General features: G+C 61.2%; 20 protein-coding genes. 10 read left to right on the top strand and 10 right to left on the bottom strand.

Annotated features, from left to right (window positions below; all coding sequences use genetic code 11):
• Positions 1–93: 93 nt before the first annotated feature.
• Both ttcA and CKW07_RS06140 read left to right on the top strand, forming a co-directional pair.
• Entirely contained in the window at positions 94–918 is an 825-nt protein-coding gene (ttcA, locus tag CKW07_RS06145) for a tRNA 2-thiocytidine(32) synthetase TtcA (protein WP_095144074.1), read from the top strand.
• 68 nt (positions 919–986) lie between these two features.
• On the top strand, positions 987–1658 hold the full coding sequence (locus CKW07_RS06140; protein WP_095144048.1) for a DNA-3-methyladenine glycosylase I: 672 nt from the start codon (positions 987–989) through the stop codon (positions 1656–1658).
• Between the two features lie 111 nt (positions 1659–1769).
• On the opposite strand, the gene CKW07_RS06135 is transcribed toward CKW07_RS06140, so the two are convergent.
• The 3 genes from CKW07_RS06135 to arsC are packed head-to-tail and all read right to left on the bottom strand — an operon-like array spanning position 1770 to position 3161.
• Entirely contained in the window at positions 1770–2195 is a 426-nt protein-coding gene (locus CKW07_RS06135) for a DUF2069 domain-containing protein (RefSeq protein WP_095144047.1), read from the bottom strand.
• Positions 2188–2811, bottom strand: coding sequence for an NAD(P)H:quinone oxidoreductase (gene wrbA, locus CKW07_RS06130; protein WP_095144046.1), 624 nt, complete (start codon positions 2809–2811; stop codon positions 2188–2190). The genes CKW07_RS06135 and wrbA overlap by 8 nt, the downstream gene beginning before the upstream one ends.
• Positions 2808–3161, bottom strand: a complete 354-nt coding sequence (gene arsC, locus CKW07_RS06125; RefSeq protein WP_095078433.1) for an arsenate reductase (glutaredoxin) — start codon at positions 3159–3161, stop codon at positions 2808–2810. Before arsC ends, wrbA begins: the two co-directional genes overlap by 4 nt.
• A 117-nt stretch (positions 3162–3278) precedes the next feature.
• Between arsC and CKW07_RS06120 the strand changes: the two genes are divergently transcribed.
• Positions 3279–3746: a TlpA disulfide reductase family protein gene (locus CKW07_RS06120; RefSeq protein ID WP_095144045.1), complete on the top strand. Its 468-nt coding sequence runs from the start codon at positions 3279–3281 to the stop codon at positions 3744–3746.
• A gap of 149 nt (positions 3747–3895) precedes the next feature.
• Here the strand turns inward: CKW07_RS06120 and CKW07_RS06115 are convergent, their stop codons facing one another.
• The 4 genes from CKW07_RS06115 to CKW07_RS06100 all read right to left on the bottom strand — a co-directional run bounded on the left by CKW07_RS06115 (position 3896) and on the right by CKW07_RS06100 (position 8621).
• On the bottom strand, positions 3896–4300 hold the full coding sequence (locus CKW07_RS06115) for an META domain-containing protein (RefSeq protein ID WP_095078431.1): 405 nt from the start codon (positions 4298–4300) through the stop codon (positions 3896–3898).
• On the bottom strand, positions 4300–4734 hold the full coding sequence (locus CKW07_RS06110) for a hypothetical protein (RefSeq protein WP_095144044.1): 435 nt from the start codon (positions 4732–4734) through the stop codon (positions 4300–4302). Before CKW07_RS06110 ends, CKW07_RS06115 begins: the two co-directional genes overlap by 1 nt.
• An 81-nt stretch (positions 4735–4815) precedes the next feature.
• A complete protein-coding gene (locus CKW07_RS06105) occupies positions 4816–5805 on the bottom strand; it encodes a 2-hydroxyacid dehydrogenase (protein WP_095144043.1) in 990 nt (329 codons plus the stop codon).
• Between the two features lie 65 nt (positions 5806–5870).
• Positions 5871–8621: a response regulator gene (locus tag CKW07_RS06100; RefSeq protein ID WP_095144042.1), complete on the bottom strand. Its 2751-nt coding sequence runs from the start codon at positions 8619–8621 to the stop codon at positions 5871–5873.
• Positions 8622–8839: 218 nt separating this feature from the next.
• Here CKW07_RS06100 and CKW07_RS06095 point away from each other — a divergent pair, with 218 nt between their 5' ends.
• From CKW07_RS06095 to CKW07_RS06065, 7 genes are all read left to right on the top strand, one after another.
• A complete protein-coding gene (locus CKW07_RS06095; protein ID WP_095144041.1) occupies positions 8840–9562 on the top strand; it encodes a response regulator transcription factor in 723 nt (240 codons plus the stop codon).
• Positions 9549–10913: a sensor histidine kinase gene (locus tag CKW07_RS06090; RefSeq protein ID WP_095144040.1), complete on the top strand. Its 1365-nt coding sequence runs from the start codon at positions 9549–9551 to the stop codon at positions 10911–10913. The genes CKW07_RS06095 and CKW07_RS06090 overlap by 14 nt, the downstream gene beginning before the upstream one ends.
• Positions 10914–11061: 148 nt before the next feature.
• A complete protein-coding gene (gene cysM, locus CKW07_RS06085; protein WP_095078419.1) occupies positions 11062–11964 on the top strand; it encodes a cysteine synthase CysM in 903 nt (300 codons plus the stop codon).
• The gene (rlmD, locus tag CKW07_RS06080) at positions 11964–13316 is read left to right on the top strand and encodes a 23S rRNA (uracil(1939)-C(5))-methyltransferase RlmD (protein WP_095144039.1); all 1353 of its coding nucleotides are present in this window, start codon (positions 11964–11966) and stop codon (positions 13314–13316) included. Before cysM ends, rlmD begins: the two co-directional genes overlap by 1 nt.
• Before the next feature lie 122 nt (positions 13317–13438).
• Positions 13439–15682: a GTP diphosphokinase gene (relA, locus tag CKW07_RS06075; RefSeq protein ID WP_095144038.1), complete on the top strand. Its 2244-nt coding sequence runs from the start codon at positions 13439–13441 to the stop codon at positions 15680–15682.
• A 152-nt stretch (positions 15683–15834) separates the two neighbouring features.
• Positions 15835–16668, top strand: coding sequence for a nucleoside triphosphate pyrophosphohydrolase (mazG, locus tag CKW07_RS06070; RefSeq protein ID WP_095144037.1), 834 nt, complete (start codon positions 15835–15837; stop codon positions 16666–16668).
• A gap of 24 nt (positions 16669–16692) precedes the next feature.
• Positions 16693–17235, top strand: a complete 543-nt coding sequence (locus tag CKW07_RS06065; RefSeq protein WP_095078415.1) for a DUF2058 domain-containing protein — start codon at positions 16693–16695, stop codon at positions 17233–17235.
• Between the two features lie 244 nt (positions 17236–17479).
• Here CKW07_RS06065 and CKW07_RS06060 read toward each other — a convergent pair whose 3' ends face one another.
• The 3 genes from CKW07_RS06060 to purN all read right to left on the bottom strand — a co-directional run bounded on the left by CKW07_RS06060 (position 17480) and on the right by purN (position 19343).
• A complete protein-coding gene (locus tag CKW07_RS06060; RefSeq protein ID WP_095144036.1) occupies positions 17480–17668 on the bottom strand; it encodes a hypothetical protein in 189 nt (62 codons plus the stop codon).
• Positions 17669–17964: 296 nt separating this feature from the next.
• Positions 17965–18684 carry a DUF3108 domain-containing protein gene (locus CKW07_RS06055; RefSeq protein ID WP_095144035.1) on the bottom strand — a complete coding sequence of 240 codons (720 nt, stop codon included), beginning with the start codon at positions 18682–18684 and terminating at the stop codon, positions 17965–17967.
• Between the two features lie 8 nt (positions 18685–18692).
• Entirely contained in the window at positions 18693–19343 is a 651-nt protein-coding gene (gene purN, locus CKW07_RS06050) for a phosphoribosylglycinamide formyltransferase (protein ID WP_095144034.1), read from the bottom strand.

Here is a 19343-nt window from a genome sequence, read left to right as displayed (position 1 = left end):
AGTGGCGAGTCAGGACGCGTGGAACTCTTCGCCCACTCAGTATTTTTGCGTAAAATGCGCACCTTTCGTCACACCTCGCGGATTTCAAGCGCCATGGGCACTCTTACGGTCAACCAGAACAAACTGCAGAAACGTCTACGCCGGCTGGCCGGTGAAGCCGTTGCCGACTTCAACATGATCGAAGACGGTGACAAGGTCATGGTCTGCCTGTCCGGTGGCAAGGACAGCTACACCATGCTCGACGTGCTGATGCACCTGCAGAAGGTGGCACCGATCAAGTTCGACATCGTCGCGGTGAACATGGACCAGAAGCAGCCGGGCTTCCCTGAGGATGTGCTGCCGGCCTACCTCAAGGCGCTGGGCGTGGAGTACCACATCGTCGAAAAAGACACCTATTCGGTGGTCAAGGAGCTGGTGCCGGAAGGCAAGACCACGTGCTCGCTGTGCTCGCGCCTGCGCCGTGGCACGCTCTACACCTTCGCCGACGAAATCGGCGCGACCAAGATGGCCCTCGGTCACCACCGCGACGATATTGTCGAGACCTTCTTCCTGAACATGTTCTTCAACGGTTCGCTCAAGGCCATGCCGCCGAAACTGCGTGCCGATGACGGGCGCAACGTGGTGATTCGTCCGTTGGCCTACTGCAATGAGAAAGACATTCAAGCCTATTCGGACTTCAAGCAATTCCCGATCATTCCGTGCAACCTCTGTGGTTCCCAGGAAAACCTGCAACGCCAGGTGGTCAAGGAAATGCTTCAGGAGTGGGAACGCAAGACCCCCGGCCGTACCGAAAGCATTTTCCGCAGCCTGCAGAACGTGATTCCGTCGCAGTTGGCGGACCGCAACCTGTTCGACTTCACCAGCCTGCGCATCGACGAAACGGCGGCGTCGCGGTTCGTGAATGTGGTCAACCTCTGATTGAATGGGCGGTTACGATCTGACGGCGCTCACGGGCGCCGTTTTTATTTCTTTGCTCAGGAGAGGGCATGCGCGATTACAAGTGGCTGCACGAATACTGTCTGAACCGGTTTGGCTCGGCGGCCGAACTGGAAGCCCACCTGCCCGTGCCCAAGACTGCGGCACAACTGCGCCAGATCAGCGATGACCGCTATTTGTCGACCCTGGCCCTGCGTGTGTTCCGTGCCGGGCTCAAGCACAGCCTGGTGGACGCCAAGTGGCCGGCGTTCGAAGAGGTGTTCTTCCAGTTCGACCCGCAGAAGGTGGTGTTGATGGGCGCCGAACACCTGGAGCGGCTGATGCAGGATGCGCGGATCATCCGCCACCTGGGCAAGCTCAAGAGCGTGCCACGCAATGCACAGCTGGTGCTGGACGTCGCGAAAGAGAAGGGCAGCTTTGGTGAACTGATTGCCGAGTGGCCGGTGACGGATATCGTAGGCCTGTGGAAATACCTGGCCAGGCATGGGCATCAGTTGGGTGGTCTGTCGGCGCCGCGCTTTCTGCGGATGGTGGGCAAGGATACCTTTGTGCCGACCTTTGACGTGGTCGCGGCACTGAACGCCCAAGGGATCATCGACAAGGCGCCTACCAGCCAGCGGGACCTGGCGACGGTGCAGAATGCGTTCAACCAGTGGCATGCCGAGAGTGGCCGGCCGATGTGCCAGATTTCGATGATGCTGGCGTATACCGTCAATCATTGAGACCGCGCCGCCTTCATCGTGAGCCCGCTCGCTCCCGCAGGGTGATCGAGTGTTCACACAGGGTGTGCCCACTGCAGAACCGTATGGGAGCAAGCGTGCTCTGGCGTCAGGTCAGGCGACTGCAGGCTCGCCTTCGCCCGCCAGCTTGCGGTTGAGCTGGAAGCGCCAGCGCACGTACAGCAGCGCCGAGCAGAACACCGCCAGGCTGGCGGCCATTTCCAGCAGGCCGAACAGCTGGCGATTGGGGTCGAACGCGGCAATCGCGCCCTTGATGAAGTACAGGTTCACCACAAAGCACATCCACGAATGCCCGCGGGCACTGCCACTGATCATGCCAGGTGCCAGCAGCACCAGCGGCACCAGCTCGATCAGCAGGATGACCCATGGCCGGGCGCCATGCAGGTCGGCAAACATCAGGTAGTAGGCGCACAGCAGGCCAACCAGGCCGAAAAAGCACAGCAGGCTGGCGGCACGGCTGAACCGCACGCGGGGTTCCAGCCACTCGATGGAGGGCAGGATCTTGGGCTTTTTAGCCACGGTTGCTCTCCATTGTCTGACGGCTCTCCAGCTTTTGCGCGGTTTTCGCCAGGCGCAGGCCCAGGGCCCGGCATAAGGCGACTTCGTGTTGATCCAGACCGCTTTTACCGTCGGCTCCGGCGTGATGACTGGCACCATACGGCGTGCCGCCACCCTGGGTTTCCAGCAAGGCCGATTCGCTGTACGGCAGGCCGGTGATCAGCATGCCGTGGTGCAGCAAGGGCAGCATCATCGACAGCAGGGTGGTTTCCTGGCCGCCATGCAAGCTGGCGGTGGAGGTGAAGACGCCTGCCGGTTTACCGACCAGCGCGCCCGTCAGCCACAGGTTGCTGGTGCCATCGAGGAAGTATTTGAGCGGTGCGGCCATGTTGCCGAAGCGGGTCGGGCTGCCGAGGGCCAGGCCCGAGCAGTTTTTCAGGTCGTCGAGGCTGGCGTATAGCGCACCTTCGTCGGGAATGTCCGGCGACACGGCTTCGCATTCGGTGGAGATTGCCGGGACGGTGCGCAGGCGCGCTTCCATGCCGGTCTGCTCGATGCCCCGGGCGATCTGGCGGGCCATTTCATTGGTCGAGCCACTGCGGCTGTAATACAGCACCAGAATGTACGGCGCGCTCACGGCACCAACTCCAGCACGCTCTCGGGCGGACGGCCAATGATGGCTTTGTCACCGACCTCGAGGATCGGTCGCTCCATGAGCTTGGGGTGTTCGGCGATGGCGGCGATCAATTGCGCCTCGCTCAGGCTGCTGTCGGCCAGGTTCAGGGTCTTGTACTCGTCTTCACCGGTGCGCAGCAATTGCCGGGCACTGATCCCCAGTTTTCCCAGCAGGCTTTGCAGCTGCGCGGCATTGAGCGGGGTTTCCAGGTAGCGGACCACGGTCGGCGTCAGCCCACGGGCTTCCAGCAGTTCCAGCGCACCGCGGGATTTCGAGCAGCGCGGGTTGTGATAAAGCGTCAGATCGGTCATGAGCGGGTCGCTTCTTGCGTAAGGTGGCGGCTATTCTACCCGTGCGGCGAGCAGTCCTGAACCTTCGGTGGCAACGGGTCGCAAGCAGTACCTATTTTTTGAGTAAGGATCAACCCGATGACAAGGCGATTGACGGCAGCATTGGCACTTTGCACAACCTTGCTGCTCAGCGGTTGTGGTTACGATTATGGTACCGATCAACTGGGGCAGAAGGTGGCGTCCGAACGTCTGGATGGCCAATGGCTGGTGCTCAATTACTGGGCCGAATGGTGTGGCCCGTGCCGCACGGAGATCCCTGAGCTCAATGCGCTGGCCGAACAGCTCAAGGGGCAGAAGATTGATGTCTTCGGGGTCAATTTCGACAATGTGCAGGGCGAGGAGCTCAAGAGCGCCAGCAGCAAGCTCGGTATCGCCTTCACGGTCCTAGCACAGGACCCGGCCGAGCGGTTTGAGCTACCGCGCAGCGAAGCGTTGCCTGTGACCTACATCATCGACGACAAGGGCAAGGTGCGTGAGCAACTGATGGGTGAGCAGACAGCGGCGGGGGTGATGGAGAAGCTCAAGGCATTGCAGGCGAAGAACTGAGTGTGGCGCTGAGGTCGTACCTGTAGGCGCGAGCGTGCTCGCGATGAACTCAAGAACAACGCGTTTAATCAGAAAGTACGCGTTGTCGTTAACGTCCATCGCGAGCACTCGAGCGTCGACCGGCTGCTGTTACAAGGGGCGGCGTTCGCTTAACCCTCTTCAGGCCACCAGCGCAGCGGTTTGCCTTCGGCCGGCCAGAAGCGCAGTTGCTCGATCGGCGAGATGTCCCAGCGTTGCACGGTTTCCAACGCTTGCAGGAAGCGTTTTTCCTGCTCCATCAGGGCCGGAGCACACAGCTTGCGGGTGCTGCCAACCTTACCGAAACTCAGCTTGTCACCCTCCAGGGTATAGGGGGCGAACCAGTGGTTGCAGCCGCCGTTGCCATAGGCCCGGCCGTCTTCACCCAGGGTGATGGTCAGGTGGCTGTAATCGATCAGCGGACGCTCACCGATCCACTCCAGGATGTAGCTGCGATCCTGCTGCAGTTTTACCGGTTCAGCGGCACAACCCAACAAGCCCGCGCCTGCCATACCGGCCAGAACGAGGTGTTTCATCACGCCGGCTCCTGGCATTTCGGGCAGCGGTGCTTTTCACCGGCAGTGGTCCAGCCCAGCTCGGCGATGCGTGCAGTGGCGGCCGGCTTTTCGGCCTTGTTGCCCAGCTTGGCGTCGACCGCGAATTCGAAGCTCAGCTCCTTGGCGCAGCTGTCGCAGTTCACCTGCCAAGTGTGAATGGCCAGTTCGCCAAACACCGGACCGCTGGCCACGGCCACCCACTGACCCATTGGCTTGAGCAGGTGACGGACGTTTTCGACGGTCAGGCGCATGGACAAATCCTTGCTGCCCTTGAGGGTGACCAGCAACACGTCATCGGCGCGAATCGAGCCACCGTTGCCGGTGACCTGATAGCGTCCCGGTGTCAGTGCGCGGCATTCGGTCAGGGTGTGCTGCGGGTTCATCAGGTTGTAGCGGAAATCGTGTTCGACCATGGGTCCTCCAAATATGGCCGATATGCTAGCACGCGAAGGCGTGGCGCATGGTCCACGGATGCGACCTTCGATCAGTCCGGCTTAACCCTCGACCCGGTTGTGCGGGGTGCCTGCCGCCCAGTCACTGATGTTGCTCAGGGTCGTGGCGGCAATGGCAGCCAGGGCTTCTCGGGTCAGGAAAGCCTGGTGGGCGGTGACGATCACGTTGGGGAACGTCAGCAGGCGCGCCAACACATCGTCCTGCAAGGGCAGGTCGGAGCGGTCCTCGAAGAACAGCTGGGCTTCTTCTTCGTAGACATCCAGCCCCAGATAGCCCAGTTGACCGCTTTTCAAGGCCTCGATCAGCGCCGGGGTGTCCACCAGCGCGCCGCGCCCGGTATTGATCAGCATGGCGCCGGGTTGCAGGCGGGCCAGTGACTGACGGTTGATCAGGTGTTTGCTTTCGCTGGTCAGCGGGCAGTGCAGGCTGATGATTTGCGCTTCGGCCAGCAGTTGCGGCAGTGGCAGGTAACGGGCTCCGAGGGCCTGGACTTCAGGGTTGGGGTAAGGATCGTAAGCCAGGAGCTGACAGCCAAACCCGGCCATGATTCTGGCGAACGTGGCGCCGATCTGCCCGGTACCGACTACCCCCACGGTCTTGCCGTGCAGGTCGAAACCGGTCAAGCCGTGCAGGCTGAAATCACCTTCGCGGGTGCGGTTGTAGGCGCGGTGCAGGCGCCGGTTCAGCGCCAGAATCAAGGCCACGGCATGCTCGGCAACGGCGTGGGGGGAGTAGGCTGGCACGCGCACGACGCTCAAGCCCAGGCGTTTCGCCGCCGCCAGGTCGACGTGGTTGTAGCCGGCCGAGCGCAGGGCAATCAGCCGCGTACCGCCGGCGGCCAGCTGTTCCAGTACGGGCGCACTGAGGTCGTCATTGATAAAGGCGCAGACCACCTCGAATCGCTCGGCCAGGGCCGCGGTGTCCAGGCACAGGCGTGCGGGCTGAAAGTGCAGTTCGATACCGGCGTGCGCGGGAGCGGCAAGAAAACTGTCGCGGTCATAGGTCTGGCTGCTGAAGAGAATCGTGCGCATGGTTGGGTCCTGGTTCTGAATGCCCTGAGTTTAACGGCCAATGAGCGCAGCGCCATTGCGCTGGGTCAGGCGCTGATACGTGCTTGCGTGGCCAGGCGATTGATCGCCCGTTCCAGATCATCCAGCGCCGCTTGGGCCTTGGGGTCGTGCTGCTTGAGCAGGGTTTCGCTGCGTTGGCACGCCGCGCGCAATTGGGGAACCCCGCAATAGCGGGTCGCTCCGTGCAGGCGATGGACGCGCTCGATCAGGGCGTTGTGATCACGGCTGTCGCGGGCCACGCGAATGGCCTCGCGGTCGGAGTCCAGCGACGCCAGCAACATGGCCAGCATGTCGGCCGCGAGGTCAGCCTTGCCGGCCGCCAGTCGCAGGCCCTCATCGGGGTCGAGTACCAGCAGGTCGCTGTTGGAGCCGTGGGCGTCGGCCCGTTCCGGAAGGTGGTTGTGCAGCGCCAGCCCGGTCCATTTCAACACCACTTGTGCCAGTTGGCGCTCGCTGATGGGTTTGGTCAGGTAGTCGTCCATGCCGCTTTGCAGCAAGGCGCGTTTCTCGTTGGCCATGGCGTGGGCGGTGAGGGCGACAATGGGCAGTGGCGTACAAGGCCGTTCGCTTTCCCATTGGCGAATCGCTTCGGTGCTCTGGCGTCCATCCATGCCGGGCATCTGTACGTCCATCAACACCAGGTCGAAGGTTTCGTTCTGCACGGCCTTGATCGCGGCGTAACCACTTTCGACGGCCAGCACCTTGCCTCCCATGTCTTCGAGCAAGGTCTGCACCAACAGCAGGTTGGCCGGGTTGTCGTCTACACACAGCACTTTGGGCGCGCGGCTGGACACCGGTTCGCCTGGGTCGTTGCGTACCTGGCGCGGGTTGACCAGGTCGGAGAGTGCCCGGCGCAGCTTGCGGGTGCAGGCGGGTTTGGCCTGCAACTGGCTGTGGGGGTTGGGCACGGAAAGGTGGAACAGTGTCTGTTCGGTCGTCGGGCACAGCACCAGCACCTTGCAGCCCAGGTGCTCGAGGTCCCAGATGTGCTGGTTGAGCCGCTCCGGCGGCATGTCATTAGAGGTGATGCCCAGCACCGCCAGGTCGATGCCCTGATCGGTCTGGTGAGCACTGGTGACGCCGTTGCTCAGGCTTTCCAAGGTATTGAAGGTCGTGACCGCCAGGCCACAGTCTTCCAGTTGATGTTGCAAGGCCTGGCGTGCCAATTCGTGGTTTTCCAGCACCGCGATGCGCCGCCCGAGCAGTGGCAAGGCAGGCAGGTCCTCGGCATCGTCGCGGGCTTTGGGCAGGCTCAGGCTGATCCAGAACTCCGAGCCTTCGCCCGGTGTACTGTCGACACCGATCTCGCCACCCATCTGCTCGATCAGGCGCTTGGAAATCACCAGCCCCAGGCCGGTGCCGCCGGGTTGTCGGGACAAGGAGTTGTCGGCCTGGCTAAAGGCCTGGAACAGTGCGCGGACGTCCTGGTTCGACAGGCCGATACCGGTGTCCTGGATGCTGATGCGCAACTGCACGCTGTCTTCGTGTTCATCTTCGAGCATGGCGCGGGCAACGATGGTGCCTTCGCGGGTGAACTTGATCGCGTTGCTCACCAGGTTGGTGAGGATCTGCTTGAGGCGCAGCGGATCGCCCACCAGCGACAGCGGTGTATCGCGGTAGACCAGGCTGACCAGTTCCAGCTGTTTGGCGTGAGCGGCGGGGGCGAGGATGGTCAGGGTGTCCTGCAGCAGGTCGCGCAGGTTGAACGGAATGCTGTCGAGCACCAGCTTGCCGGCCTCGATCTTCGAGAAGTCGAGAATTTCGTTGATGATGCCCAGCAGGCTGTCGGCAGACTTTTCGATGGTGCCCAGGTAGTCGAGCTGGCGCGGTGTCAGTTCGCTTTTTTGCAGCAGGTGGGTGAAGCCGAGGATGCCATTGAGCGGCGTGCGAATCTCGTGGCTCATATTGGCCAGGAATTCGGACTTGATCCGGCTCGCTTCCAGGGCCTCCTTGCGGGCCAGGTCCAGCTCGATGTTCTGGATTTCGATGGTTTCCAGGTTCTGGCGTACGTCTTCGGTGGCCTGGTCGATGCTGTGTTGCAACTCTTCCTGGGCATTTTGCAGGGTGCTGGCCATGCGGTTGATGCCCGAGGCCAGTTCGTCCAGCTCCTGGCTGCCGAGCGGCGGCAAGCGGGTTTCGAGATGACCTTCCTTGAGCAGGGCCACGGCCTGCTTGATGCTGTGGAGCGGGGTATTGATCGTTTTGCCCATGCGCAAGGCGAGCAGTGCGGTACAGATCAAGCCGGCGACAATCAACAGCAGGCTGGCGAACAGGCTGCGATAACCGCGCAGCAACATGCCGCTATGGGAAAGCTCCAGCTCGACCCAGCCCAGCAACCGTTCGGCTTCATCCGGGATCACGTCGCCGGCCAGGTTGCGATGCTTGCCGAACACCGGCAGCAGGTAGCGGGTGGCGTCGTTGCCGGTCCGTTGACGCATGTGCGAGCCGTCACCGCTCGGTGCCGGGTTGAGCATCAACGGGCCGGCGTGGGCCACCAGTGTGCGGTCCGGGGCGAGAAATGACACGGCGCGTACGTCGGGATGCTCCAGTGCCTGCGTGGCGATGCGCTCCAGTAACTCTTCATCCTGGTGGCTCATGGCCGGGGCCACCAGGGGCGCCAGTTGTTCGGCGATCATTTCACCCCGTTGCAGCAGCTGGGTCTGCAGATCGGACAGTTGCATCCAGGTGAAATAGCCGCCCAGGACCAGGGCCATCAGGCTGGTCGGCAACAAGGTCAGCAAGAACACGCGACCTTTGATCCCCAGTTTTTTCAGCACGCCACTCTCCTGCTATCACGCTGCTCATCAATGACCGATGCGTGCATCCGGCACGCCGCACCTGCGCAGTGTAGCGATTTGCCGGCGGGCAATCTCTGCAAAATATCCAAGACGTTGTCGCCCTTTGATCGCCTTTGGCAACCAAGACTAAAGGAGCGGGTTGCTCGCGGCGGGGCAATCTTGAATAATCGGCGATTGAGAATGACTTGCAGAAGCTAATGACTCCCGTATCTGTTGGCTGCCCACGTATCCTGGCGATCGAAGACGACCTCGTGCTCGGTGCTTATGTGCATGAGCATCTGGGGCGCTGCGGTTTTCAGGTCACCTGGTGCCAGAACGGCAAGGACGGCCTGGCGATGGCTCGCGCCCAGGCCTTCGACGTGGTGCTGATGGACATTCTGTTGCCGGGCATGGACGGGCTGTCCGTATTGACCGACCTGCGCACCCGTGACTCGACGCCCGTGCTGCTGATGTCGGCGCTGGGTGCTGAAGCGGACCGCATCAGCGGCTTTCGCCTGGGCGCCGATGACTATCTACCCAAGCCCTTCAGCATGGCCGAGTTGCGGGTGCGCATTGAAGCCATTCTGCGGCGTGTCGCCCTGGATCGTCGGCATGTACCGCCGGTGGTCAACACCCAAGCCCACAGCCTGCGCTACGACGACGAACTGTGCGACGTCCACTACGGCGAGCAGTGGGCGGGCCTGACCCGCAGCGAGTACCGCTTGCTTGAAACCCTGCATCGCAACGGCGACGAAGTGCTCAGCAAAGCCTTCCTTTATCAGCACGTATTGCAGCGCGGCTACGCGCCCCATGATCGCAGCCTGGACATGCACATCAGCCAGATCCGCCGCAAACTCAAGGCCATTGGCTACAGTGAGCGCGAAGTGCGGACGGTGTGGGGCAAAGGTTATGTCTTGAGTGCCCTCGATGAAGTGGCCTGACGTTCCGGGCAAGCATTCGCTGTTCTGGAAACTGGCTTTTTTACTGGTTGCCTTCTGCCTGCTGATGATCTGGCTCAGCTGGTCGTGGGGCCACTATATGGAAAAGCAGAACCAGTTCCTGTCGGATGAGGCGCGGGGCAGCCTGACGCGTTATGCCGCCGAGGCCGAGCAGGCGTGGTTGCAGCGACAGAGCGCCGGCGTCGATGACTGGCTGCAGCGCATGCATCAGCGCGAAGCCGGTTGGGTGGGGGTCATTGGTGGCGACCTGCAGTCCTTGAGCAGCCAGGCGCTGACGGACAAGGAAATACAGCGCCTGACCTTTTTGCGCGGCCTGGATTGGCCCATCCATAACAAAGGCCTGCCGTGGCTACGGGTGCCGTTTCCCGGCGACTCCTCCGTCGGCAGCCTGGTGATCGAACTGCCCCAGCGGTTCATGCCAGGGCGCTACAAGGTATTCTGGCGCGTGATCACCAATGGCGTGATTCCGGGGCTGTTCACCTTGCTGCTGTGCGTCGGACTGTATCGGTTGCTGGTTGTCCCGCTCAACAGCCTGCGTGAACAGGCCAACGCCTGGCGTGCCGATCAGTTGGGCGTGCGCCTGTCGAGCCAGACGACTAATCGCCTGGATGAACTGGGTGAGTTGGGTCGAGCATTCGATCACATGTCCGAGCGCCTGCAAGGGATGGTGGCCTTGCAACAACAATTGTTACGCGACTTGTCTCACGAACTGCGCACACCGCTCAGCCGCCTGCGGGTAGCCAGCGAGAGTGAGCAGGACCTGGCGCGGTTGCGCGAACGCATTGGCCGTGAAGTCGATGGTATGCAGCGGCTGGTCGAAGACACCCTGCAACTGGCCTGGCTGGACACTGAACGGGCACCGCTGCCGAATGAGGACATCCAGATTCAGGCCTTGTGGGAAATGCTCACGGAAAATGCCTGCTACGAAAGTGGCTGGCCCGCCGGGCAACTGCACTGCAGCGTGGATGCCTCGTGCTGGGTCCGCGGCAACCTCAATACCTTGGCCCAGGCCCTGGAAAACCTCTTGCGCAACGCCATTCGTCACTCTCCGGCAGGCGGTATTGTCAGCCTCGACGGGCGGCGTGACGGTGATTACTGGCTGTTGAAGCTAGAGGATCAGGGCGGTGGTGTCGCCGAACGGGACCTGGAGCGCATCTTTGATCCGTTCACCCGGCTCGACGGCTCACGGCCGGGTAACGGCGGGTTTGGCCTGGGCCTGAGCATTGCGCGCAATGCCGTGCAACGACAGGGCGGGCGTCTGTGGGCACAAAACACCGGGCAGGGACTGCGGCTCACTATGCGCTTGTTGGCGGGGGCCGGCAGCAACGGTTGAGCCGCCTGCCTGTCTTTGAGCAGCCTTCCCCACCCGCACGCGGCAATGCTTATTCCTACAAAGCATAAGCTTCGCACTTTGCGTGATATGGGCTGCCGAGGTTTGCCGGTATGATGGTCACCCCCGCAGTCTGGATTGCGAATACGCCATGACCTTGCAGTACCCCACCATCGCCGATTGCGTCGGCAACACTCCGCTGGTTCGTTTGCAGCGCCTACCCGGTGCCACCAGCAATACCCTGCTGCTCAAGCTCGAGGGCAACAACCCGGCGGGTTCGGTCAAGGACCGTCCGGCGCTGTCGATGATCACCCGCGCCGAGTTGCGCGGGCAGATCCATGCCGGCGACACCCTGATCGAGGCGACCTCCGGCAATACCGGGATTGCCCTGGCCATGGCTGCGGCGATCAAGGGTTACAAGATGATCCTGATCATGCCCGACAACTCCAGCGCCGAGCGCAAGGCCGCGATGACGGCCTATGGTGCCGAGTTGATTCTGGTCAGCCAGGAAGAGGGCATGGAAGGTGCCCGCGACCTCGCTCAACGCATGGAGGCCGAAGGTTGTGGCAAGGTGCTGGACCAGTTCGCCAACGGTGATAATCCCGAGGCGCACTACACCACCACCGGCCCGGAAATCTGGCGCCAGACCCAGGGCAGCATCACCCACTTCGTCAGTTCCATGGGCACCACCGGTACCATCATGGGCGTCTCGCGCTATTTGAAAGAGCAGAACGAGAACGTACAGATCATCGGTCTGCAACCGATGGAAGGCTCGGCGATTCCGGGCATCCGTCGCTGGCCCCAGGAGTACCTGCCGAAGATCTACCAGGCTGATCGCGTGGACCGGATCGTCGACATGGCCCAGAGCGAAGCCGAAGACGTGACCCGTCGACTGGCCCGTGAAGAAGGCATCTTCTGCGGCGTGTCCTCGGGCGGTGCCGTGGCAGCCATGCTGCGTCTGTCAAAGGAAGTTGAAAATGCGGTAATCGTCGCGATTATCTGTGACCGTGGCGACCGTTACCTGTCGACCGGCATTTTCGACGCGCCCAACTGATGGCCAAGCAACAGAGAGGCCTGCGCTTCCAACCCGCTGGCGGCAGCAAGGCCCCACAAGTCCCGACCGGGAAAAAGCAGCGCTTGATCATCGAGCGCCTGGCCAATGACGGTCGCGGTATCGCGTTTTTCGAAGGTCGCACCTGGTTTGTCATCGGTGCCCTGGCCGGTGAAGAGGTCGAGGCGCGGGTGCTGGGTGCTCACGGCAAAGTGGTCGAGGCGCGCACCGAGCGTGTCTTCGTCGCCAGTGACTTGCGTCGCCCGGCACCGTGCGCCCATGCCGGGCGCTGCGGCGGCTGCAGCGTGCAGCATCTGCCCCACGGCGAACAACTCGCCCTGAAGCAGCGCATGCTCGCCGAGCAGTTGTCACGGGTGGCCGGTGTTGAACCTGATGAGTGGGCAGCGCCTTTGAGCGGGCCGGAATTCGCCTACCGGCGTCGCGCCCGGGTGGCGGTGCGCTGGGACATCAAGGCCAAGGTCCTCGAAGTCGGTTTCCGTGCAGCGGGCAGCCAGGACATTGTTGGCATCAACGATTGCCCGGTGCTGGTCCAGCCCCTGCAACCGATCATGAGCCGCTTGCCCGAGATGCTCCGGCGTTTGAGCAAACCTCAGGCCTTGGGTCATGTCGAGTTGTTTGCCGGTTCGTCATTGGCGCTGTTGCTGCGGCACATGGCACCGCTGTCCGAAGCTGACCTGACTATCCTCAAGGAATTCTGCGCCTTCCATGACGCCCAATTGTGGTTGCATGGCGAAGGTGAGCCGCAACCGGTGCAGGCGGATCAGGCGCTGGGCTACCGCCTCGAGCAATGGAACCTGGAGTTGGCATATCGTCCGGGGGATTTCATCCAGGTCAATGCCGGGGTCAATGAAGCGATGGTTGCCCAGGCACTGGAATGGCTGAAACCTGCGGCAGACGAGCGCGTTCTCGATCTGTTCTGTGGCCTGGGCAACTTCGCCTTGCCGCTGGCGCAACAGGTTCGCGAGGTGGTCGCGGTGGAAGGCGTGCAAGCCATGGTCGAGCGTGCCGCAGCGAATGCCGCAAGCAACAATCTGCATAACGCGAAGTTTTTTCAGGCCGATTTATCCCAGCCTTTGGCTGATGCCGAATGGGCAGGCGAGGGCTTTTCTGCGGTACTCTTGGACCCACCGCGTGATGGCGCTTTCGAGGCGGTGCGCACGCTCGCCTCCCTGGGCGCCAAGCGGTTGGTCTATGTGTCGTGCAACCCGGCAACGCTGGCGCGCGACACGGTCGAACTGATCAGGCAGGGCTACCGGTTAAAACGTGCCGGGATCCTCGATATGTTTCCTCAGACGGCACATGTCGAGGCCATGGCGTTATTCGAAGCGAGCTAGGATGCTCGTCTGGTCCGACTGGACCGCCCCTGCACCCATCGCATCAGCCCAGCGGCGGTGCATGGGCAGTAAAGTTCAGCGAATTGACGCATTGAATCTGCGTCGTAGGGAAGGTAAGCAAGATGGTACAGGTGAGAGCACACCAGCCGATCAACACCGACGGCAGTATCAATCTCGAGGCTTGGCTCGATCATGCGGTCAGTGTCGATCCGGCACTGGAGCGCGAAGCCTTGAAGGAAGCCTGCGAGTTCGCTCGCCAGGCCGAACAGCAAGACAATGCGGCGAAGAATCTCTGGTCCGAAGGGACGTCGAGTTTTCGTACCGGCCTTGAGATCGCGGAAATTCTCGCCGACCTCAAGCTCGACCAGGATTCGCTGGTGGCGGCGATCCTGTACCGTGGCGTGCGCGAAGGTCAGATCCAGCTGCCGGCAGTCAGCCAGCGCTTCGGTCCGGTCGTCGCCAAGTTGATCGACGGCGTGCTGCGCATGGCCGCGATCAGTGCCAGCCTGAGCCCCCGTCAGTCGATGGTGCTGGGGACCCAGGGCCAGGTGGAGAACCTGCGCAAGATGCTGGTGGCCATGGTCGACGACGTTCGCGTTGCCTTGATCAAGCTGGCCGAGCGCACCTGTGCCATTCGTGCGGTCAAGACCGCCGATGACGAAAAACGCAACCGGGTCGCCCGGGAAGTGTTCGACATCTATGCCCCATTGGCCCATCGCCTGGGCATCGGCCATATCAAGTGGGAGCTGGAGGACCTGTCCTTCCGTTACCTGGAGCCGGAGCAATACAAGCAGATCGCCAAGTTGCTGCATGAGCGGCGTCTTGATCGCGAGCGCTTCATCAGCGACGTCATGAGCCAGCTCAAAAGCGAGCTGCAGGCCACCGGCGTCGATGCCGACATCAGCGGCCGGGCCAAGCACATCTATTCGATCTGGCGCAAAATGCAGCGCAAGGGCCTGGAATTCAGCCAGATCTACGATGTACGCGCTGTGCGCGTGCTGGTGCCGGAAATGCGCGACTGCTACACCGCGCTGGGCATCGTCCACACCCTGTGGCGGCATATTCCCAAGGAGTTCGACGACTACATCGCCAACCCGAAAGAGAACGGCTACCGCTCGTTGCACACGGCGGTGATCGGTCCTGAGGGCAAGGTACTGGAAGTGCAGATCCGCACCCACGCCATGCACGAAGAGGCCGAGCTGGGGGTTTGCGCGCACTGGAAGTACAAAGGCACCGACGTCAAGTCCGGCTCCAACCACTACGAAGAGAAAATCTCCTGGCTGCGTCAGGTGCTCGAGTGGCACGAGGAGCTGGGAGATATCGGCGGCCTGGCGGAACAGTTGCGGGTCGATATCGAGCCGGACCGGGTGTACATCTTCACCCCGGACGGCCATGCCATCGACTTGCCCAAGGGCGCGACGCCGCTGGACTTCGCTTACCGCGTGCACACCGAGATCGGTCACAACTGCCGTGGCGCGAAGATCAACGGGCGCATCGTCCCGCTCAACTACAGCCTGCAAACCGGTGAACAGGTCGAGATCATCACCAGCAAGCACGGCACGCCGAGTCGCGACTGGCTGAACCCGAACCTGGGCTACATCACCACCTCGCGGGCACGGGCGAAGATCGTTCACTGGTTCAAGCTGCAGGCGCGCGATCAGAACGTTGCCGCCGGCAAGACCCTGCTCGAGCGCGAGCTCAATCGCCTCGGCTTGCCGCAGGTGGACTTCGAGAAGCTGGCCGACAAGGCCAACATGAAAACCGCCGAAGACATGTTTGCCGCGTTGGGTGCGGGCGATTTGCGCCTGGCGCAACTGGTCAACCTGGCGCAGCAATTGGTCGAGCCGGAGCGGGGCAACGAACAGCTGGAGCTGATCCCGCGCAAAGCCACCGGCTACAAGCCGGGCAAGCGTGGCGACATTCAGATCCAGGGTGTGGGCAACCTGATGACCCAAATGGCCGGCTGCTGCCAACCGTTGCCGGGCGATGCGATCGTCGGTTACATCACCCAGGGTCGTGGCGTGAGCATTCACCGCCAGGACTGTGCCTCGGTGCTGCAACTGAGCGGGCGTGAGCCCGAGCGGATCATCCAGGTCAGCTGGGGGCCGGTGCCGGTGCTCACCTACCCGGTGGATATCGTCATTCGCGCCTACGACCGTTCCGGTCTGCTGCGCGACGTTTCACAAGTGCTGCTCAACGAGCGGATCAACGTGCTGGCGGTCAATACCCGCTCGAACAAAGAGGACAACACCGCGTTGATGTCCCTGACCATCGAGATTCCGGGGCTGGACGCGTTGGGGCGGTTGCTGGGGCGGATTTCCCAGTTGCCGAACATCATTGAAACCCGGCGTAACCGTACGCCATAAGACGCAAGAGCTTTTTTGTAGGAGCGGGCGCCCGCTTGCGGCTTGCTCGCGAAGAACCTGAGGGCGTCGCATTTATTCAGATAGCGCGCGTCATCGTTAACGTTCATCGCGAGCAAGTTCGCTCCTGCAGAAAGCGGGCAGAGACTGTTTTGATGTATTCACTTGAAGATTTGCTGCACCTGATGAACCGCCTGCGCGACCCGCAGTACGGTTGTCCGTGGGACATCAAGCAAACGTACAGGACCATCGTCCCCCATACCCTGGAGGAAGCCTACGAAGTGGCGGACGCCATTGAGCGCGGTGACTTCGATCACTTGCAGGGTGAACTGGGCGATTTGCTGTTCCAGGTGGTTTATTACAGCCAGTTGGCCAGGGAAGAAGGGCGCTTCGAGTTTGAGGGCGTGGTCGACAGCATCACCCGCAAGCTGATTCGCCGTCATCCCCACGTGTTTCCCACCGGCGATCTGTATGCGCCGCTGGATGTCCCGCGCCTGAGTGAAGAACAGGTCAAGCAGCGCTGGGAAGAGATCAAGGCCGAGGAGCGCGCAGAGAAATCCTCGGCGCCCGAACAGCTGTCGTTGCTCGATGACGTGCCCGGCGCATTGCCTGCGTTGTCACGTTCGGCGAAATTGCAGAAGCGGGCAGGGCAGGTCGGCTTCGACTGGCCGGACGCCTTGCCGGTGCTGGACAAGGTGCGCGAAGAACTCGACGAAGTGCTCGAAGCCATGTCCGAGAATGATCCGCAAGCGGTAGCCGACGAGGTCGGTGACCTGTTGTTTTCCGTGGTCAATCTGGCGCGTCACCTCAAGGTTGATCCGGAAACCGCGTTGCGCGGCGCCAACAGCAAGTTTGAGAGACGTTTCCGATTTATCGAACAGGCATTGCGCGACACCCACCGTCCCATAGAAGATTGCACCCTCGAAGAGTTGGACGCCTTGTGGGGCGAAGCCAAACGTCAGGAAAAGAATTTGCCCAGCTGCGGTTGAGCAGTTGCCTAAGTGAGTAAGCACATGAGCATTTCCCTTCGCGACCAGTTGCTCAAAGCAGGGCTGGTCAATCAAAAGCAGGCCAAGCAGGTCGGCAAAGACAAGCAGAAGCAACAACGCCTGGCCCACAAAGGCCAGATCGAACTCGATGACACCCAGCAGCGTCTGGCGCAAGAGGCCATGGCCGAGAAGGTCAAGCGCGACCAGGAACTCAACCGCCAGCAGCAGGAGAAGGCCGAGCAGAAAGCCCGTGCCGCACAGATCAAGCAATTGATCGAAGTCTCTCGCCTGCCGAAGCTGAACACCGAGGACTACTACAACTTCGTCGACGACAAGAAGGTCAAGCGCCTGTCGGTCAACACCCTGATGCGCAACAAGCTCAGCAGTGGTTCGCTGGCCATTGTCCATCACGCCGGCGGCTATGAAGTCATCCCGCGTGAGGCGGCGCTGAAGATCCAGGAGCGCGACCCACAACGTATCGTGCAGATGAATGTGCAGACCGAAGAGGTCGATGCCGAGGACGATCCGTACGCGGCCTATCAGATCCCTGACGATCTGATGTGGTAACCCGCTAGCGCTCCATCTTCGACAAACCCCGCTCATGGCGGCAGTGCTGTTCAGTTAAGGGGGTGAAACCGCCGTTGTAGGAGCGAGCGCGCTCGCGATGGACTCCAGAGCAACGCGGTTACCCAGAAAACACGCGTTATCGTTGACGTCCATCGCGAGCGCGCTCGCTCCTACCAAAGGTCGGCGTTTGCTTAATTGAACAGCATTGCGCTCATGGCGGGGGTTGTCGTTTTCAATGCTGTCGTTATGCGCAGCGGCTTTCTCGTTGCTGCTCCAGTGTTTCCAGTTCGATCCTGTAGCTGTGGGCATCGTTCTCAGAGTGGAACATCCCCACCAGCATGTCTTGTTGATGGACATCCCAGATCCGGATACCGGCGGCCAGTCCTTCATGGGACATCTGTGAATCGTCGCGTTCAGTTACTTTTACAGTCATCTGCTAGCTCCAATTTCAATTGACCTGCAGCAAGGCGTCTGCAGGCCTTTGTTATATGTTTTGATAGCTTGCTAAGTAAATGACCTGGATCGGTAACGGTCTGTTGCAGGATCGAAGACAATCCGCCAGCCCCCGCCGACCGTGACATTCGGTCGCAGGGTGGAAGGTTTCATGACAGAAGTTTCATGTTTCAAGGGCCCCTCCGCTTGCCCGCGAAGGCGGTCTGTCAGTTAGCGCAAAAACCACAGGCGAAAAAAAGCCTCGCAATCGCGAGGCTTTGTTTGCGTTGGTCTGGCTTACTGGCCTTTGACCGGCTTGCCGTCGACGGTACCGTCCTGGAGCATGATGTTGTACTCCTTGCCGTCGGTTTCGACCTGGCGCAGGGCTACGAGAACATAGCCCCAATCCTTGGCGAACCACATCTCGGTGATGCGCTTGTTCCCGCTCTCGACTGGCGGACGTACGCGCTCGACCTTGATGGCGTCAATTTTACCGACCTTGGTGCTGACCGTTTCGGAATTCAGAACGCGGAAATCGTAGGTGTCCGAGTCTTCACCTTCAACCACCTGGTAGCTCATGCTTTTTTTGCCGGCTGCAACATCGCGCTGCAAGGCCAGTTGGTAAGTAGACTTATCCAGCATGCCTGTATTGAGCGGTACCTTGACCGCTTCACCGCGATCGGTCCCGGTGACCATCTTGGTGCTCCAGTCGAAGTCCAGATTGACTTTCTTGGCTTTACCCAGACCGCCACGTTCGAAGTTATATGACTGGGGCAGCAAGGTGTCCTTGTCCAGCTTCAGTGTGCTTTCTTCCGTCAGGCTCGCAATCATCATCGATGCCTTGAAGCTGAGCTTCCAATCACCGTTGCTGGTTTTTTCAAGGCTTCGTTCAGCGGTACCGCTCATTGGAAGTTGCTTCCAGTCGGCGGTATAGCTGGCGGAGAACGGTTGCAAATCTGCGGCCTGCGCAAAGGGCAGGGTAAGCAGAGCACAGGCGAAGAGCAGGGCGCGACGCATAAAATCTCCTAGTGACGAATCAAGTGACCGCTGGTCCCAAGTAACTGACCATCCAGTGAAGCACCTAGTTCGCCCAGGCTCAAGCGGCCCTCGGCAAACCAGCGTACCGCCAGCGGATAGATCTGGTGTTCGCAGGTGTGAACCCGCTGCGCCAGACTTTGCGGCGAATCATGCAACTCTACCGGTATTACTGCCTGTACGACCAGTGGGCCGCCGTCGAGTTCCTCGGTAACGAAGTGCACGCTGCAGCCGTGTTCAGTGTCGCCGGCCTCCAGCGCTCGCTGGTGAGTGTGTAACCCTTTGTATTTAGGGAGCAGCGAAGGATGGATATTGAGCAGGCGACCCTGGTAGTGGCGGACGAAACCGGCGCTGAGGATGCGCATGAATCCGGCCAGGACCACAAGTTTGGGTTGGAAAGCGTCGATCAGTTCGATCAAGGCGGCATCGAAGGCTTCACGGCCTTCGAACGCCTTGTGATCCAGGGCGCGGGTATCGATACCCGCGTCCCTGGCGCGCTGCAAACCGTAGGCATCGGCACGGTTCGAGATCACTGCGCGAATGCGGACAGGGTTGTCCGCGTTCTGCGCATCGTCGATCAAGGCCTGCAAGTTACTGCCGGTGCCGGACAGCAGCACCACAACATCACAGGTCTGGGGCAT

This window comes from Pseudomonas sp. Irchel s3b6 (assembly GCF_900187415.1).
GTDB lineage: Bacteria > Pseudomonadota > Gammaproteobacteria > Pseudomonadales > Pseudomonadaceae > Aquipseudomonas.
This window is presented reverse-complemented; position numbering and strand designations above follow the sequence as displayed.